Genomic DNA, 17,682 nt, shown 5'->3' on the forward strand with positions numbered 1-17,682 from the left:
TTTCAATGACGAATATTTTCGCTATGAATCAACCTATTGGGGCCTAGGTCGTGGCGATTTGAGCTAGATCAAAGACATGGTGATTTATCGGCGGCCTGTCCCTGTCACCGGAAAGCGATGCGGGGCGTGTCGCTTGCGTCCCGGCTGACGCCGAGCGAGACGGCAGGATTTCAGTTCCGCATCACCAATGCTTCAGCGCTTTGTCAGACGTCATTGCTAAAGCACGGCCGTATTCTCCTGGACGACGGCATTGGCGCGCAAGACTGCAATCATCGTCGGCAACGGAAAGCCGGAGCACGATCTCTCCGGAATCGTGGACGACGCGCAATTCGTGATGCGCTTCAACGAGCCCAACCTTGCCGGAGGCATGAGCGGCGAGCGCACCGACATGGTCATGCTGGCCGCATCGAGCAAGATCCTGTACCGGCGGCTGATCGATCCCGGTTTCACGGACAATGCCGCGCTGAAGGCGGCAAAAGTCCTGATGCTCGCCTATCACCCTGATATCATCCGCAGATATCATCCGCGCCCCAACATCTTCCAGCGCTTGCGCGGCAGGAGGGCCGATTGGACGATGCAAGCGATCGACGTGATGGGCAAGGCCGGCAAGGAGATCCGCATCATGCCGCCGCAGACCTACATTGATGGCTGCAACGAGCTTGATATTGCAGGGTCTCAAATGCGCAAGGTCTTTCCGAGTACCGGCTTCCTTGGCATCCGCTATACGCTCGCAAATTTCCCCGCGTCCGAATGGGACGTCAAGCTATGCGGTTTCAGCTGGGAAGGATGGAAACGGCATGACTGGCGGAATGAGCGTGCCTGGATCGAAAACAAGATCGCGACCGATCGCGTCAGCCTGCTTGTCTGAATCGCGATGTTCCCGGCTGCGAGCGCCTGGCGGCGCGATGTGCGGTTACTGTTCCGCGAGCAAGCCGCGCAGTTCCGGCAGCCGGTCATTCACCAGCCAGCCATAATAATTCTCTTCCGGCAATTTTTTCTCGCCGGCCGCATCCGCCGCCTGCCGTAGGGCAAGCGCCCGCCGACGCGGCTGCCCGACATTGTAGAGCGTCGCCGTCAGGCCGGGATTGTCGGTGATATCGAAGCCCTGGGCGCGATAGGCGTCGATCGCGTCCCTGACGATCGCCGCGATATAGATCACGCTTCGATCGGGATCCATGATGTCACGATAGATCGCCTGAGGGTCGTCGACGGACAGTTTCGGCAAGCCGCTGGTGGCGTGCACGAGATCGGTAACTTCGAGCGCCGTCAACGGGCTGATCTGGCCAAGACCAAAAGTTTGCCCTGCGAAGAAAGGTTGGAAGAAGGCGCGCTGGAACGTCATGTTTTCATAGGTGACGCCATCGACGACCTTGCCGCGAAAACTGCCGTCCCAGGTTTCGTCGCGGCATTCCCACAATTGCGCGCTGCCGGTGAACGCATCGCAATGGGCGAATTCCGGCCTCTTGACGAAGGACTGGACAGTCACGTCCTTGTAGCTGAACTTGAAATCGGACTGCGAATAGGCAAGGGCCTTGACGTAGTAGGACTTCACCCTGTTCACGATCGTAATGTTATAGGTGTGTTCGCCGACAAGGGCGCCGACGATATGGATAGGGTCGATCTGGTAGGCTTGCGCCGCTTTCCTGATCGAGGCCATCAGATCCTTGTCGTCGCGAAGCACGCCGACGATCTTCTGGTATTTTTCCTCATAGGTCGTGTTGAACGCTTTGGCCCGAAGTACCGAGGTGTTGGGTATGGGAGGCTGGCTGCTGTTGCGATTGCCCGCAGGCACGCGCACGAGTTCGTGCGCGAAGGAGGCGCTCGTCAGGAGCGATATGATGAGCAGACCGAGTGCCGGGATCCTCGACAGGCGTGTTCGCATTCGCAAAGTAACTCTCAAAAATGTTCCCGGGCCCGAGGACGATCTTCATACGCGATCGGCATGCGAAGGCAAGGATCAGTCCTTCTGCCGGCGCGCGAATCACAATAAACTTTCCGTAAGTCGGCTTCCGGCTGCAAAGCGGGTAACGGTATTGTTGCGACGGCTTGCAGGCTGCCGCTCAGCTTTTCGGGGATGCCAGTGAAACATCTCATGATGGCAGGAAGTATCCTGCTTGCGGCCGCGCCGGGCGAGGCAATTCCGACGATGGCCGACGTGCCGGATCTGGCAAAAGCGGCGGTCGCCCGACGGATAGATGTGCCAGCCTCCGCGATCCATATTCTGAGCGCCAGGCCCAGCGAACGAATGCCCGGCTTCGTCGTGTGCGGCCGGGTTGAAGACTCAACCGGCAACGAAGGCGACGACACCGGTGGCGGCCAGCGCTTCTTCGTCGTCATACCGGGGGATTTCGCCATCCTGGATCAGGACGGCAAGGCGCTCGTCGATACCTACTGGTCCGCCAATCATTGCGGGTGAGCGGCCAGCGCCTTGCTGATCATCGCAAGTTCCTCGGGCGTGCGTCCCGATTCGAGCCGGACCCAGTTGTTCGGGTCGTCGGCCGATTGGCGCTTGATGAAGGTATACCCTGTCGCGTCCCACGTCTTGATCGTATCGGTGAGATTGTCGAGGATCAGATCGCCGTCGTCGGTGCGCGCCATCAGCACCAGATGCCCTTCGTTGTGCGTGTCCAGAACGACCGTCAGCAGCAGCGCCGATCGCGGCCATCCCGCTTCGACGAGCAGCTTCTTCTTCAGCAGGACATAGTCGTTGCAGTTGCCGCCGCCATCGTCGGGATAGGTCCACCAGTTGATGATGCCGAGCTTGTAGATGCCGTAATGGTCGTTGTCGCCAATGCCCTGGATCTCATGATTGACCAGGCTGTCGATCTGTTGCAGCTGCGTCCTGCGGTCGCTGTCGAGAGCGACGGATGCATTGCTCTTCTCGCCGAACGTGCATTCGGCAGGTTGGGCTTTGCAGAAGCCGGTCCAGCCGACAGGCGCGCTCGCATCGGCCACGACGCGGGCGAACTGGTGCGGGCGTGCGGCATTGGCATCCGCGGTCGGCTTTGCGGTCGTCACCGTCGAAAACAACAGGCTTGCACCAAAGAGAAGGCTTGCCGTGACCAGGAATGAACGCATACTCGGCTCCATGAACTGGGCTCATGAAATCCGATGCGGTCAAATTTATTCGGAAAAAGATCGTTCGCATTTTAGCGAACTGACGCCTGCAGCCGCCACGCCGGTTGCCGGCTGGCGATCGGGCACGGAATTTATGATTTCCCGTTCGTTACGAAGGTGGCTTTGCGTGAAAAAGATATGCTATTTCATCGACATATCGCCCTAGCGAAAGCCCATCCGACACGTTTATGATTTGTTTGTCTTAAATGCGAATCTCCGCCGGACGGCGGCCAGGAAACAGCTCGGGGGGCTTAATGATCGACGATATTCTCGACCGAATGACGCTTGAGGAGCAGGTTTCGCTGCTCTCTGGCGCCGATTTCTGGACGACGGCGCCGATCGAGCGTCTCGGAGTGCCGAAGATCAAGGTCACGGACGGACCGAACGGCGCGCGGGGTGCCGGCTCGCTGGTCGCGGGCGTCAACGCCGCCTGCTTTCCCGTCGCCATCGCGCTCGGTGCGACGTGGAATCCTGCACTTGTCGAACGCATGGGGGTGGCACTGGCAGGCCAGGCCAAGAGCAAGGGCGCATCCGTGCTGCTGGCGCCGACGGTCAATATTCATCGTTCCGGCCTGAACGGCCGTAATTTCGAATGCTATTCGGAAGATCCCGTGCTGACGGCCGCGCTTGCGGTTGCCTATATCCAGGGCGTGCAAGGCCAGGGCATTGCCGCCACGATCAAGCATTTCGCCGGCAATGAGTCCGAGATCGAGCGCCAGACGATGTCGTCTGATATCGGCGAGCGGGCGCTTCGCGAAATCTATCTGCCGCCGTTCGAGCAGGCCGTGAAGAAGGCCGGCGTGATGGCGGTCATGTCCTCCTACAACCGCCTGAACGGCACCTATACGAGCGAGCATCCGTGGTTGCTCACGAAGGTTCTGCGTGAGGAATGGGGTTTCGACGGTATCGTCATGTCCGATTGGTTCGGCTCTCATTCGACGGCTGCAAGCGTCAATGCCGGGCTCGATCTGGAAATGCCGGGTCCGACGCGCGACCGCGGCGAAAAGCTCGTGGCAGCGGTGCGCAGCGGCGATGTCAAGCCGGAGATCGTGCGGGAAGCCGCGCGCCGCATTCTGGCGTTGATCGAGCGCGTCGGCGCATTCGAGAAAGCGCCGGATCTGAGTGAACACGCGCTGGATCTGCCGGATGACCGCGCCCTGATCCGTCAGCTCGGTGCCGAAGGCGCGGTACTGCTGAAGAACGACGGCATATTGCCGCTCGCGAAGGCAGGGCTCGGGCATGTCGCGGTCATCGGGCCGAATGCGGCGGAGGCCCGCGTCATGGGTGGCGGCAGCGCCCAGATTGCCGCGCATTACAGGATCAGCCCGCTTGAGGGTATTCGTCAGGCACTGTCCAATGCGAACAGCATTCACCATGCGGTGGGCTGCCGCAACAATCGGCTGGTCAATGTCTTTTCCGGCGAGATCCGTGTCGAGTATTTCTCAGGCCGCGACCTTGCCGGTCCCGCGGTGGTCGCCGAGGCGGCAAGCAAGGGCGAGTTCTTCTGGTTCGACCTGCCGTCCCTGGAGCTCGATCCGAACGATTTTTCCGCCCGCATTTCCGCTTCCTACAGCCCGGCGGAAAGCGGCGAGCATGTCTTCGGCATGACCAATGCGGGTCTCGCCAGGCTCTATGTTGACGGCGAGCTGGTCGTGAACGGCTATGACGGCTGGACGCGGGGCGACAACTATTTTGGCACGGCCAATGTCGAGCAGCGGCAGTCCGTCCATCTGGAGGCCGGCCAGCGCTATCAGGTGGTCGTCGAATATTGCTCTTCGGCAACGAGCGAGGAAGGGATCAACCTGACGGCGGTGCGCTTCGGCGTGGAAAAGCCGCTCGGCGAAGACGCTATGCTGGACGCTGTTGAAAGGGCTGAGAATGCCGATGTCGTCCTGCTCTTTGTCGGTCGTGACGGCGAGTGGGACACCGAGGGCCTCGATCTTCCCGATATGCGTCTGCCCGGCCGGCAGGAGGAACTGATCGAACGGGTGGCGGCAGTCAATGCCAATGTCATCGTGGTGCTGCAGACAGGCGGCCCGGTCGAGATGCCCTGGCTCGACAAGGTCCGGGCCGTATTGCAGATGTGGTATCCCGGCCAGGAATTGGGTCACGCCGTTGCGGATGTGCTCTTCGGCGATGTCGAGCCTGGCGGTCGTTTGCCCCAGACTTTTCCGAAGCGCCTGTCGGACAATTCCGCCATGACCGGCGATCCTCACGTCTATCCGGGCAAGGATGGGCATGTGCGCTATGACGAAGGCGTTTTCGTCGGCTACCGTCATCATGATGCGCACGGTATCGAACCCTTGTTTCCCTTTGGGTTTGGGCTCGGCTACACGCACTTTTCCTGGGGCGAGGCAAAGGCATCGTCAACGAAGATGGAAGCGGATGGGATGACCATCACCGTCGATGTCACCAATATCGGCGACAAGTCGGGTTCGGAGCTCGTGCAGCTGTATGTGCGGCCGCTCGCTTCCACGATCGAGCGGCCGGAGAAGGAGCTGCGTGCTTTTGCGAAGCTTCGCCTGGAGCCGGGCGAAACCGGTACGGCATCGCTGGTGGTGCGGCCCCGCGATCTCAGCTATTTCGATGACGCGACGAAGACGTTTCGCGCTGCGGCCGGTCGCTACGAGCTTCTCGCCGCGGCCAACGCCGCCGACATTCGCTCCGTGGTGACGATCGAGCTGGCAAACGACTGGACCGGCGAGCTGTCTGATCGTTCGATTTGATCTTCCGAGCCCGGCGCAAGGGCGTCGGGGAATTGACGATGGGTCGCAATGACATGCGGCCCAGGATCGCTTCTTACCGTGTCACCGTACTCGAGATATCCGCAGAGCCTTTCCGCTTTTCTTCGAATCGCGAAAACGTTCTATCCTTTACTTTTACGCAATTCCGGACGGAAAACCGCTACGCACTTTTCCTGGAATAACTCTAGCGCCGGCGCATGCGTTGCGGCGGTACACGCCCGGAAAACGATGCCTCTTCGTCTCCATTCGCGGCCTCCACCTGAAAGATCTGTTCGACCGGCTTCGGGCGGCCGAGGAAGAATCCCTGGGCCTCGTCGCAACCTTCGACACGAAGAATTTCCAGCTGATGATCGGTTTCAACGCCTTCGGCAAGAACCGGTATGTCGAGGCTCTTGCCAAGCGTGAGCACGGCACGCACGATCGCCTTGGCCTGGATGCTCTGATCCACCTCGCTCATGAAGGACCGATCAAGCTTGATTTTGTCGAACGGGAACGAGCGCAGCGTATCCAGCGAGGAATAGCCGGTGCCGAAATCATCGATCGCGATTGTCACGCCAAGCGCCCGGATCTGCCGCAGCACATGCAGGGTGCGGCTCTTGTCGGCGATGATGGTGGACTCGGTAATTTCCAGCTCCAACCGCGCCGGAGGCAGGCCTGTTTCGAGAAGGATCGCGTGGACAAGCTTGGCAAGGTCGGCATGGGCGAACTGCACCGGCGAGAGATTGACGGCGATCTTGTAGGGCGCGTCCCATGACGCCGCCTCGCGGCAGGCGGTCCGCAGCACCCACTCGCCGATGACGAGGATCGTACCGCTCTCTTCCGCGATGGGGATGAATTCCGATGGCGGCACGGCGCCGCGTTCGGGATGATGCCAGCGGACCAGCACCTCATAGCCGCAGATTTCGCCGGTACTGACGGAGGTTTGCACCTGGTAGTGCAGGTCGAGCTGCTCCAGTTCGACGGCGCGGCGCAGGTCCTGTGCAAGCATGTGGCGGGCGCGGGCCGCCTCATCCATTTTCGATTCATAGAAGCAGACGGCGCGGCCGACATCGGCTTTGGCGCGATACATGGCAAGATCGGCATTGCTGACCAGGCGCTCCTGATCGATCCCGTCGTCGGGATAGACGGCGACGCCGATGCTTGCTCCGGTTACGGTCTCGAAATCGTCGATGCGGATGGGTTCGAACAGAACCTTTTCCAGGCGGGCGACAAAATCCAGAAGCTCGTTCTGGCTCCTGAACCGCTTGGCTGCCGCGAACTCGTCGCCGCCGACGCGTGCGACGAATTCGCCATCCTTGACGAGACGCGCGAGGCGGCGGCCGATGGCTTTGAGGGCCTGGTCCCCTGCCTTGTGGCCGCGTAGATCGTTGATTTCCTTGAAACGGTCGAGGTCGATGCCAATGACCGCGAGCTTCACGCCGTCCTCCTCGGCGTGTTCCATTTCATTCTGCAGATAGTCGGCGAAGCTGCTGCGATTGGGCAAGCCCGTCAGCAGGTCGTTGAGCGCCATATGCTGGAGCTTCTGAATGGATTCGCGCGAGGCGCGCTCATCTATCATGTAGCTCGCAACGCCGGTGCCGATCATGAGCAACCCGCCGCCTGCAACCGCAACGGCCATGGCCTCCATTGCATAGGGGTCGGCAAGGTTTGCGCCGGTTATCAGCGGCGTGACCGAGACGGCAGTCATCGCGGTGAAATGAAGGGAAACCACGGCAAGCACGAACAGGACAAGCCCGGCGATGCCGGCGAAGCGCCAGGGTCGGCGGATCGCCTGATGGAGCGCAAGCGCCGCGAACGTTACCGAAAGCAGGACGGAGGCGACGACATAGCCTTTGTTCCACTCGACGATGCCGTCGACATGGTAGGCCATCATGCCGGTGTAATGCATGAGGGTGACGGCCAGGCCGACGATCGCACCGCCGAATTCCGGAGCGACGCGCGGCAAGCGCGACAGCGTGACTGCAAAGCCCCCGGCACAGCCGAAGACGGCCAGCAGAAATGAAGCCATGGTGAGGATCGGATCGAAGGTCACGGGTGCGGCGACCTCATATGCCAGCATGGCAATGAAATGTGTGCACCAGATCGAAGACCCGGCGGCGACTGCCGTCAGAAAGACCCAGCCGCTGCGTTGAAGGTCATGCGTGCTCTCGGCGCGCCGCAGCAGGTTGAGTGTGATCCAACCACCGCTGATACAGACAAACGCCGCAAGAAGAACGAGCCACAGATTATGTTCCGTGAGGATGCAGGAGAGAACGCGCACGCAAAAATCCCAACTCTGGTCACCAGGGGCGAGGGCACTTCCGACCGTGGCTTTCGCGCCTGTAATGGATGGCCTTGCTTTCGCGGGTAAACATTAAAAATCGGGTAAAGACAGTTTGGGCATGGCTGTGAGCGCTGCTTATCTCAGGCAGCCGTGATCGGGTGCTGAAACGTTGGCCGCATCTTCTTTTTCAGAAAAACGTCGATTCGGGCGCAAATGAAGTTAATTTCAGGACAAATTCGGGGTCGATTTTCATTCGCCGGCTTCTGGTGCCCGTGACTATATTTTCGACTGTTGGTAAATTTTCCACCAACATCGATAATATAAAATGGAATCATATCTATTATCGGAATTTCAACAGTTATATTGGACAATATTATATAAGTATATTTGAAAGAAATCACTCTTTCAATGCGCGAATGATTTGGAAACGCAACTAGAATCATAGGAAGAGCTTGCTCGTGAAGAGAGTCTGGGGCCATCGGCTGACGCTGGTTGTTTTGCATAAGCTTTCGCGAAAATTGCTTGGGGACAGGTCGGGCAATTTTGCGGTGACGACCGCCGTGGTTGCCGTTCCATTGATCGCGATGGGTGGCCTGGCGCTCGATGTCACCAATGCAATGCTCGTCAGAACGGAATTGCAGAATGCCGCCGATGCGGCCGCCGTCGGGGCAATCGCCGATTCCTCCCCGGCAGTCGCAGCCGCCATGACCATGACGAACGACGGAACGGTTACGATCGGTCAGGACGACGCCAACAAGCTCTTCCTAAGCCAGGCGTCCAACGATCTTCAGAACATACCGGTCAACGTCAATGTCGCGGTGACACGCACGGGAAATATCGTCTCATCGACAGTCAATTTTTCCGCCAACGTTCCGACCACGCTCAGTCAGGTCATCGGGAAGACATCCATTCCCGTCAGCGGCTCGGCCTCCGCCCAGTATCAGACGGCAACATTCATGGATTTTTACATGTTGCTGGACAACACGCCTTCGATGGGGGTCGGTGCGACGGCGACCGATATCCAGACGATGGTGTCGCATACGTCCGATAGCTGTGCGTTTGCATGCCACAATCTCGATACGACGAACAACTACTACAATCTGGCGAAGAGCCTGGGAGTGACGACCCGTATCGACGTTGTCCGGCAGGCAACGCAAAAGCTGACCGATACGGCGGCGGCAAATCGCGTCACGTCGGATCAATACCGCATGGCCGTTTACACCTTCGGCACGCAGGCGGAGAATGCCGGTCTCACCAGCGTATCGCCGCTTCTGTCCGATATGTCGCAGGTCAAGAATGCCACAAGCGCCGTCGACCTGATGACGATCCCCTATCAGGGCTACAACAATGACCAGACGACCAGCTTCGACACGATGCTGACGCAACTTGCGCCGATCGTCGGGACAGGCGGCGGCGGGACGACCAGCTCCGATCGCCAGAAGATCCTTTTTCTCGTTACGGACGGCGTCGGCGACAGCTACAAGCCCAATACCTGTACCAAGCCGACAACCAGCGGCCGCTGCCAGGAGCCGCTCGACATCTCCTTCTGTCAGCCGCTGAAGAACCAGAACGTCAAGATCGCCATCCTGTACACGACCTATCTGCCCCTGCCGACAAATGGTTGGTACAACCAATGGATCGCGCCCTTCCAATCGCAGATCGGAACGGATCTGCAGAATTGCGCGTCACCCGGTCTCTACTTCGAAGTCAGCCCGACTGAGGGTATCTCCGACGCGATGAACGCCCTGTTCCTGAAGGTCATTCGCACGCCGCGGATCACAAGCTGACGGTATGTCGCCGCGGTGGCATGGTCATCGGCCTTGAGCCGGGCCGATGACGGATTCGGGAGTACCGAGGATCGTCGTTTCGATGACTGTATCGTCCCGCTGCCAGTAAAAGGGCGGAGCGGGGACAAATAGCACTCACGCCTGACCGGTGGCCGATTGGCGGCCGACCTGCCGTACCGTGTCGATGAAGGCTCTAAGTTTCGGCGCCAGCTCGGCGCGACGTGGGAAATAGAGAAAGAGACCTGCTTCCGTAACAGCATAATCGCTGAGGAGCTGGACGAGCCTGCCGGATGCGATCTCCGCTCGTACCAGGGCCTCGAAGACATAGGCGAGGCCGACCCCGGCCAGGGCCAGTTCGATCGCCGAATGCGATTCCGTGACGATTGCCCGGCCGTTGACGGTGACGGCCACGTCTCGTCCCTCCTCGACGAATTCCCATTGATAGAGACCGCCGGAGCGGATCAGCCGGTAGCCGACGCAATTGTGGCTGGAAAGTTCGGCGAGCGTGTTCGGCCGGCCGAAACGTCCGATGTAGCCGGGGGAGGCGACCACGATCGACTGGAAGGGTGGCGTGAGGCGCACGGCCACCATGTCCTGCGCGATCATTTCGCCGATGCGTATGCCGGCGTCGAAACCGTCGGCGACGATGTCGGTCAGCCGCTCGTCCGAAAAGATCTCCACCTCGACTTCGGGATAGCGGTCTGTCATGGCGGCGATGACGCGGGTGACCGCCAGCGGCAGGCAGACGCGCGCCGCATTGATGCGCAACAGGCCGCTCGGCCTTCCCTTGACGGCCTTGATGCGCTCGATGCGCTCATGAATGTCCTGCAGCGCCGGGGTGATGGTGCCGATCAGGCTCTTGCCGGCTTCGGTCAGCGCCACGCTGCGCGTCGTGCGCGCAAACAGTGGCTGCCCAAGCCTTTCCTCGACCAGTCGCACGGCATGGCTGACGGCCGATGCGCTCATGTTCAATTCATTCGCGGCCGCGGCAAAGCCTCCGCGGCGCGCCACGGCGGCGACAATGGGCAGATGTATCAGCAGGTCGCGATCCATTGCTGCAGCATATCGCATAATGTGTGCGAATTAAATGACCTTATCGAAAGGATGGAAATCGGCGAACGTCGGCACTCCAAGCGCTGCGGGCTATCCGGACCATCGGAAGACGGCGCCGCATATCTCAGAGGAGCATGACGATGAGCATGGAGTTTTACACGCTGGGCAATAGTGGGCTGAAAGTCACGCGGCTCGCCTTGGGTACGATGACCTTCGGCACGGAATGGGGGTGGGGGGCCGACAAGGACGCAGCGTGGGCCATCTTCAACGCCTATGTCGATGCCGGCGGCAATTTTTTCGATACTGCCGACGCATACACGGACGGCACCTCCGAGACGTGGCTCGGCGAGTTCATCGCCGAACGTGGCCTGCGCGACGACGCGGTGATTGCCACCAAATTCACCATGAACCTGACCGCGCGCACGCCGAACTCGGCCGGCAACGGTCGCAAGAACATCCTGCGCGCCGTCGAGGGCTCGTTGAAGCGGCTCAACACGGATCATATCGATCTCTATCTGCTGCATTGCTGGGATCGCCTGACGCCGCCGGAGGAGGTCATGCGAACCTTTGACGACCTCGTTCGCTCGGGCAAGGTGCGGCACGTCGGCCTGTCGGATGTCCCCGCATGGTACGCCAGCCGTGCCCAGGCCGTGGCCGAACATCGCGGCTACGAGCCTATTTCGGTACTGCAGCTTGAATATTCGCTGGCCGAGCGGAATATCGAAAACGAGTTCGTGCCGTTCGGCACGCGTTACGGCGCCGGCATCATGGCCTGGAGCCCGCTCGCCAGCGGTCTCCTCAGCGGCAAATATCGTCCCAGCGGCAAGGGGGAAATCTCCGGCCGGCTCGAAACCCTGCGCGGCTCGACCAATCCCGGCTTTCAGAAATTCAACGAGCGCAATTGGGCGATCGTGGCCGCGCTGGAGAAAGTGGCGTCGGAGCTTGGCCGCAGCATGGCGCAAGTGGCGGTCAACTGGGTCACGACCCAGCCTGGGATCGCCTCGATCATCGTCGGCGCCACGAGGCTGGAGCAGCTGAGGGACAATCTCGGCGCCCTGGATTTCGTGATACCGGCCGAACTACGCCGGCGCCTCGATGATGTCAGCGCCTTGCAGCCCACCTTCCCCTATTCCTTCTTCGGTCCCGAGATTCAGGGCAGCCTTACCGGTGGTCAGACGGTAGGAGGCAAGCCGGCGGGTTACTATCCGGATCTCAATATTTCCGGGAGCTTCGCCGGCGTCAGCTGACCACCTCCCGATCGCAGCGACATGCCGGGAGCCACCGGCGTGTCGGCTTGAAATAAAGCGGATGCCTTGTTTCCTCCGGTTTCTGCTGCTACGGAGCCTGCCGTGGCTATTGATAGCCATGAAATCCGGTCGCAGCCCACCCGGTCAAAACAAGGGATCCTACATTATGAAGACCATCGTCATCTGCTCCGGCGGATTGGACTCCGTTTCGCTCGCCCACAAGGTCGCAGCCGAACATCAGCTTATCGGACTTGTCTCCTTCGACTACGGCCAGCGGCATCGCAAGGAGCTGGAGTTTGCCGCAGCCTGCGCCAGCCGGCTCGGCGTGCCGCATCAGATCATCGACATCACCGCCATCGGCAAGCATTTGACCGGCTCGGCACTGACCGACGACGTCGACGTGCCGGACGGGCACTATGCCGAGGAAACGATGAAGGCGACGGTCGTGCCGAACCGCAATGCCATCATGCTGGCGATCGCTTTCGGTCTTGCCGCCGCGCAAAAGGCGGATGTGGTCGCCGTCGCCGTTCATGGCGGCGATCATTTCATCTATCCCGATTGCCGTCCCGGCTTCATCGATGCCTTCCAGCAGATGCAGAACCATGCGCTCGAGGGCTATGCCAGCATTTCGCTCCATGCCCCCTATGTCACCATATCGAAGGCGGATATCGTCACGGACGGCGCGCGGCATCGAACCCCGTTTGCCGAAACCTGGTCCTGCTACAAGGGCGGCGCGCGCCATTGCGGTCGCTGCGGCACCTGCGTCGAGCGGCGCGAAGCCTTCCATCTCGCCGGCGTCGAGGATCCCACCGACTACGAGGATCCCGATTTCTGGGTATCGGCGACCGCGCGATTTTCGGCCGAGGAGGTCAAGTGATGTTCCGCATCACCAAGGAGTATCATTTCTCTGCCTCGCATCGGCTGGCGCACTTGCCGGACGATCATCAATGCGCCCGCCTGCATGGGCACAACTACGTCGTCGTGGTGGAACTTTCGGCCAGGGAACTCGATGGGAACGGCTTTGTCCGGGACTACCATGAGCTGCAGCCGCTGAAGCGCTACATCGACGATGAGTTCGATCACCGTCATCTCAATGATGTGCTTGGCCATGATCGCGTCACGTCTGAATGCCTCGCCAAACATTTCTATGATTGGTGCAAGTCGCGTTTGCCCGAAACATCGGCCGTGCGCGTCAGCGAAACGCCGAAGACATGGGCGGAGTACCGGCCATGAGCGAGGCGCGCATTCGCGTCAGCGAGATCTTCGGGCCGACGATCCAGGGCGAGGGGATACTGATCGGCCTGCCGACGGTGTTCGTGCGCACAGGCGGCTGCGACTACCGATGCGTGTGGTGCGACACGCTTCATGCGGTCGACAGCGACTATCGCGATCAATGGCAGCCCATGTCGGTGAACGAAATCTGGTCGGAGGTGAAAAGGCTTTCCGGCGGCAAGCCGCTGACGATATCCCTGTCTGGCGGCAACCCCGCGATCCAGCCGCTTGGCCCGTTGATCGCGCGCGGCCATGCGGAAGGCTATCGTTTCGCGCTGGAGACGCAGGCAAGCCTGGCCAGGGACTGGTTCGCCGCGCTTGATGTCTTGGTGCTGAGCCCGAAGCCGCCGTCAAGCGGCATGGTGACGGATTGGACAGCGTTTGAAGACTGTCTTCGCATGGCGGGCGGCGAACCGCAGATCGCGCTGAAGATCGTCGTCTTCGATGATCTCGACTACGCCTACGCACGAGAGGCCGCCGCCCGCTATCCGGATCTGCCTCTCTATCTGCAGCCCGGCAATCACACGCCGCCGCCGGCCGATGCGGAGGATGCCACCGTCGACATGGATGGCATTGTCGAACGCATGCGATGGCTGGTGGACAAGGTCAGTGCCGACCGGTGGTTCGAGGCGAGGGTGCTGCCGCAGTTGCATGTGCTCGTCTGGGGCAACAAGCGCGGTGTCTGAGTACGGTGCTCGTCGGCGCCGGGCTATTCCCTTTCGCCACGAGCGTCATCTGCGTCCACCGGCGGCTTGAGTTCGGCTTCGAAGATGTCGGCAAGCGTTCTCAATATCTGCTGAACGCCGGGGTGGTCGCAGGTATAGTATCTGAATTGCGCCTGGCGGCGGACCTTCACGATGCCTGAGTGATGAAGACGCGTCAGATGCTGGCTCAGCGCCGATTGCGATATTCCGAGCTTTCTGGCCAGACTGTTGACATCTTCCTCCCGGCCGGACAGGTGAATGCAGACCTCCAGACGCTTGGGGTTCGAGAGCTGGTTGAGAAGCTCTGCATGATAGATGAGACGCTCATCTTCTACGGTCTGATCTGAGGAATACATTGGCGCGGCCGATCGTTTATGGTTAATCTTTGGAGCCCCCGGCATCGCGCGATAATAAACGCAAAAGTTGCAAAATTATGGTCGGAATTATTGCAAAACGTTGCGCCTTCGCGGAGCAAACGGACCTCCCAGTTAAGGTCGATCGCCACTGATCAACCTCTCCTATTTGATAGTTAGGGTCCTATTGTAATTTTGGAATATGTCGCGTCACAGGATTTGCAATTATTCTGTAACAAAATCGAACGAACTGCCTTGTTTTTGTCCGTCTTTTGACATCGCACTGCTAATTAAGCCGGTTATCTTCCGTTGCAACGAACAGGAGGTAACCATGACCCATAGGGACTTGACGATCGCCGAAGTTCTCAGAGACCCGCTGATCCGGCAGGTCATGCGCGCGGATCACATTTCCGTAACCGGATTGGCGGTTTTGCTGCAGAACGCCGCGCGCAGACAGGATCTCGCCCTGTCCGCCAATCTCGCACCCGTGGCCCAGGCGGCTTCACATTCCATGCCACAGGCTGATCTGCGCTGATCGCTTTGCAGGATGCGCTATGGCCACGCCATATCGCGGGCGATCCTGACAGCGCTAATCGATGTCGTGGCCTGTCAGAGCGCACCGCTCCGATTGAGCGAGATCGAATAGACGCTGGTTGTCGCCGTCATGAAGAGCCTGTGTTTGCCTCGGCCGCCGAAGCAAAGATTGGAGACGGTTTCGGGCACGAGAATTTTGCCCATGAGATGACCGTCTGGCGCGATGCAGTGCACGCCGTCGGCAGCCGACGACCAGAGATTGCCGTCGCTGTCGAGGCGCATGCCATCGGCGCAGCCCGGCGAAATCACATGAAACACCTCGCCGCCGGATAGCCGCCAGTTCTCGCCGACATTGAAGACGCGAATGTGCTGCGGATCGTTGCCGTGAATGCGGCCGGTATCTGCGACATAGAGCTTCTTCTCGTCGGGGCTGAACGCGAGCCCGTTCGGGCAGTTGAAATCCGTCAGAATGGCGGAGATCGTGCCGGCCGGGTCGACACGATAGACGTTGCACGGCAGTTCCTGCTCGCTTCTATGACCCTCATAGTCCGTCGCGATGCCGTAGTGAGGATCGGTGAACCAGATGGCGCCGTCCGAGGCGACGACGACGTCGTTAGGCGAATTCAGGCGTTTGCCCTGATAGCTGTCGGCTATAACGGTGATCGATCCGTCATATTCGGTCCGCGTGACGCGCCTGCCGCCATGTTCGCAGCTGACGAGCCGGCCCTGGCGATCGCGCGTGTGGCCGTTCGAAAAATTCGAAGGGTCCCGGAAGACACTGATGCCGATGCCCGGTATCCAGCGCATGATCCGATTGTTGGGAATGTCGGAAAACAGCAGGCAATTCAGATCGCCGAACCAGACGGGTCCCTCCACCCAGTCAAATCCCGTAGCGATTTGCTTGACCGGGGCATTGCCCAGGATGAATTTCCCGAAGGCCGGGTCCATGGTCTCGAAGAACGACATTGTGACAATACCTCCCAGAAAGTTGCATCGCAGGATCGATCCGTTATCGATAACCCACTCAAACGAATCCGCAAGTTGCGAGGAGAGTGCATGAGCCATATTCTGACGTCGAGTGTCTTGAGCGACCAGGGAGTGATGACGCTCTTGACGGCGGCGATCGCCGCCGCGACCGAGATGGGGCAGCCGCAATGCATCGTCATCGTCGATCAATCCGGTGTGACGCTCGGCTCCTTCCGTATGCGCGGTTCGCGTTTCCAATCGCTGAAGAGCGCGCTCGCCAAGGCGCAAACGGCGGCGTCCATCGGCGCACCAAGCAATTCCTTGCCGGACCATGCGCGATTGCCACTGGCCGTCGCAACGCATGGCGGGATGACGGGATTGCGCGGGGGCCTGCCGATCCGCGTTGCCGGCACGCTCGTTGGCGGCATCGGTGTCGGATCCGGGTCAGGCGAACAGGATGAGCAGGTAGCGCTCGCGGCGCTGAGGGCAATCGGCGCCGATCTCGACTAGATTTGGCCCGCGCGTGAAATCCACCATTCGCGTTTTCCCGCGGCAGGGAATATTCCCGACTACACAAACACAATGCCGATCATTGGCGCAGTGAAGGAAGATGAAACGATGTCTCTCGGTCTTTTTGATCTCAAAGGGCGCCGCGCTCTGGTGACGGGGTCTTCGCAAGGCATCGGCCTTGCGCTTGCCAGGGGGTTGGCCGCCGCCGGCGCTGAGCTGGTCCTTAACGGCCGCGACAAGGAAAAGCTTGCCAAGGCGGCGGATGGTCTCGACGGCAAGGCGCATGTCCTGGCATTCGATGCCACCGATCATGATGCCGCGCGGCAAGCCGTCGATACGTTCGAGGCCGAGACGGGCGCAATCGACATTCTCGTCAACAACGCGGGCATGCAGTACCGCGCGCCGCTCGAGGATTTTCCCGCTGACGCCTTCGAACGGCTGCTGCGGGCAAACATATCGAGCGTCTTCAATGTCGGCCAGGCCGTCGCGCGCCATATGATCAGGCGCGGCGCCGGAAAGATCATTAATATCGCCAGCGTGCAGACGGCGCTGGCCCGCCCGTCGATCGCTCCTTACACGGCGACCAAGGGCGCGGTCGGCAATCTCACCAAAGGCATGGCGACAGACTGGGCCAGGCATGGGCTGCAATGCAACGCCATCGCGCCCGGCTATTTCGATACACCATTGAACGCAGCCCTTGTCGCCGATGCCGATTTTTCGGCGTGGCTGGAAAAACGCACACCGGCCGGCCGGTGGGGCAGGGTCGAGGAATTGGTCGGTGCCTGCATCTTCCTCGCTTCTGACGCGTCCTCCTTCGTCAACGGCCATGTGCTTTATGTGGACGGCGGTATCACCGCCTCGCTCTGATGGCCGGAAGTTCCTTCCGGAGCGTCTTTCGCCTCGGCGGCCCGGGCAATGCCGGGTCTGCCGAAGTCTGCGCACCGGCCCCGACGGGATCAACGCCCGACCGCACGAAACCTGCGAGCCGCTGAGCGGGTCGCGGATATCATGGTGTTGCGCAGTTAGACCGATGCAGCGGTTTCATCGCTATTGATGATGCGATGCAGTTACGCCAGGCGGCTGTAGCGCTGAGGGAAATGGCACGGGTCATGCCATTTCCTGCTGCCGGGAT

17 protein-coding genes are annotated in these 17,682 nt (G+C 60.3%); 11 read left to right on the plus strand and 6 right to left on the minus strand.

The genetic code is table 11. The features are described 5' to 3' along the window. The first annotated feature begins 250 nt into the window (after positions 1-250). Entirely contained in the window at positions 251-868 is a 618-nt protein-coding gene (locus GR212_RS04145; RefSeq protein WP_163985201.1) for a hypothetical protein, read from the plus strand. Positions 869-913: 45 nt separating this feature from the next. Here GR212_RS04145 and GR212_RS04150 read toward each other — a convergent pair whose 3' ends face one another. Continuing rightward, a complete protein-coding gene (locus GR212_RS04150) occupies positions 914-1,882 on the minus strand; it encodes a DUF1402 family protein (protein ID WP_163985202.1) in 969 nt (322 codons plus the stop codon). 210 nt (positions 1,883-2,092) lie between these two features. Here GR212_RS04150 and GR212_RS04155 point away from each other — a divergent pair, with 210 nt between their 5' ends. Further along, on the plus strand, positions 2,093-2,416 hold the full coding sequence (locus tag GR212_RS04155; protein WP_246725681.1) for a hypothetical protein: 324 nt from the start codon (positions 2,093-2,095) through the stop codon (positions 2,414-2,416). Here the strand turns inward: GR212_RS04155 and GR212_RS04160 are convergent. Continuing rightward, the gene (locus GR212_RS04160; RefSeq protein WP_163985204.1) at positions 2,404-3,078 is read right to left on the minus strand and encodes a transglutaminase-like cysteine peptidase; all 675 of its coding nucleotides are present in this window, start codon (positions 3,076-3,078) and stop codon (positions 2,404-2,406) included. The two genes, GR212_RS04155 and GR212_RS04160, sit on opposite strands and share 13 nt — an antisense overlap. Positions 3,079-3,371: 293 nt before the next feature. On the opposite strand from GR212_RS04160, the gene GR212_RS04165 reads away from it, so the two are divergent. Next, positions 3,372-5,843: a glycoside hydrolase family 3 C-terminal domain-containing protein gene (locus tag GR212_RS04165; protein ID WP_163985205.1), complete on the plus strand. Its 2,472-nt coding sequence runs from the start codon at positions 3,372-3,374 to the stop codon at positions 5,841-5,843. Positions 5,844-6,045: 202 nt separating this feature from the next. Here GR212_RS04165 and GR212_RS04170 read toward each other — a convergent pair whose 3' ends face one another. Beyond that, complete coding sequence (locus GR212_RS04170; RefSeq protein ID WP_163985206.1) at positions 6,046-8,121, minus strand: EAL domain-containing protein; 2,076 nt, start codon at positions 8,119-8,121, stop codon at positions 6,046-6,048. Positions 8,122-8,621: 500 nt separating this feature from the next. On the opposite strand from GR212_RS04170, the gene GR212_RS04175 reads away from it, so the two are divergent. Continuing rightward, positions 8,622-9,911: a TadE/TadG family type IV pilus assembly protein gene (locus GR212_RS04175; protein WP_163985713.1), complete on the plus strand. Its 1,290-nt coding sequence runs from the start codon at positions 8,622-8,624 to the stop codon at positions 9,909-9,911. A gap of 135 nt (positions 9,912-10,046) precedes the next feature. On the opposite strand, the gene GR212_RS04180 is transcribed toward GR212_RS04175, so the two are convergent. After that, positions 10,047-10,964, minus strand: coding sequence for a LysR family transcriptional regulator (locus tag GR212_RS04180; RefSeq protein ID WP_163985207.1), 918 nt, complete (start codon positions 10,962-10,964; stop codon positions 10,047-10,049). 140 nt (positions 10,965-11,104) lie between these two features. Here GR212_RS04180 and GR212_RS04185 point away from each other — a divergent pair, with 140 nt between their 5' ends. From GR212_RS04185 to queE, 4 genes are all read left to right on the plus strand, one after another. After that, positions 11,105-12,211: an aldo/keto reductase gene (locus tag GR212_RS04185; protein WP_163985208.1), complete on the plus strand. Its 1,107-nt coding sequence runs from the start codon at positions 11,105-11,107 to the stop codon at positions 12,209-12,211. Between the two features lie 166 nt (positions 12,212-12,377). After that, a complete protein-coding gene (queC, locus tag GR212_RS04190; protein ID WP_163985209.1) occupies positions 12,378-13,088 on the plus strand; it encodes a 7-cyano-7-deazaguanine synthase QueC in 711 nt (236 codons plus the stop codon). Beyond that, positions 13,088-13,444, plus strand: a complete 357-nt coding sequence (gene queD, locus GR212_RS04195) for a 6-carboxytetrahydropterin synthase QueD (RefSeq protein WP_163985210.1) — start codon at positions 13,088-13,090, stop codon at positions 13,442-13,444. Before queC ends, queD begins: the two co-directional genes overlap by 1 nt. Further along, a complete protein-coding gene (gene queE / locus GR212_RS04200; RefSeq protein WP_163985211.1) occupies positions 13,441-14,169 on the plus strand; it encodes a 7-carboxy-7-deazaguanine synthase QueE in 729 nt (242 codons plus the stop codon). Before queD ends, queE begins: the two co-directional genes overlap by 4 nt. A 23-nt stretch (positions 14,170-14,192) precedes the next feature. On the opposite strand, the gene nrcR is transcribed toward queE, so the two are convergent. Next, a complete protein-coding gene (nrcR, locus tag GR212_RS04205) occupies positions 14,193-14,543 on the minus strand; it encodes a transcriptional regulator NrcR (RefSeq protein ID WP_163985212.1) in 351 nt (116 codons plus the stop codon). Between the two features lie 328 nt (positions 14,544-14,871). On the opposite strand from nrcR, the gene GR212_RS04210 reads away from it, so the two are divergent. Beyond that, positions 14,872-15,075 (plus strand): hypothetical protein, encoded by a 204-nt coding sequence (locus tag GR212_RS04210; RefSeq protein ID WP_163985213.1) that lies wholly within the window; start codon positions 14,872-14,874, stop codon positions 15,073-15,075. Between the two features lie 74 nt (positions 15,076-15,149). On the opposite strand, the gene GR212_RS04215 is transcribed toward GR212_RS04210, so the two are convergent. Then, positions 15,150-16,040: an SMP-30/gluconolactonase/LRE family protein gene (locus GR212_RS04215; RefSeq protein ID WP_163985214.1), complete on the minus strand. Its 891-nt coding sequence runs from the start codon at positions 16,038-16,040 to the stop codon at positions 15,150-15,152. A gap of 90 nt (positions 16,041-16,130) precedes the next feature. Between GR212_RS04215 and GR212_RS04220 the strand changes: the two genes are divergently transcribed. Beyond that, the gene (locus GR212_RS04220; RefSeq protein WP_163985215.1) at positions 16,131-16,550 is read left to right on the plus strand and encodes a GlcG/HbpS family heme-binding protein; all 420 of its coding nucleotides are present in this window, start codon (positions 16,131-16,133) and stop codon (positions 16,548-16,550) included. Positions 16,551-16,658: 108 nt separating this feature from the next. Next, a complete protein-coding gene (locus GR212_RS04225; protein WP_163985216.1) occupies positions 16,659-17,417 on the plus strand; it encodes an SDR family oxidoreductase in 759 nt (252 codons plus the stop codon). Positions 17,418-17,682 lie beyond the last annotated feature (265 nt).

Source organism: Martinezella lusitana, assembly GCF_010668395.1.
In the GTDB taxonomy this organism is placed as follows: domain Bacteria; phylum Pseudomonadota; class Alphaproteobacteria; order Rhizobiales; family Rhizobiaceae; genus Rhizobium; species Rhizobium lusitanum_A.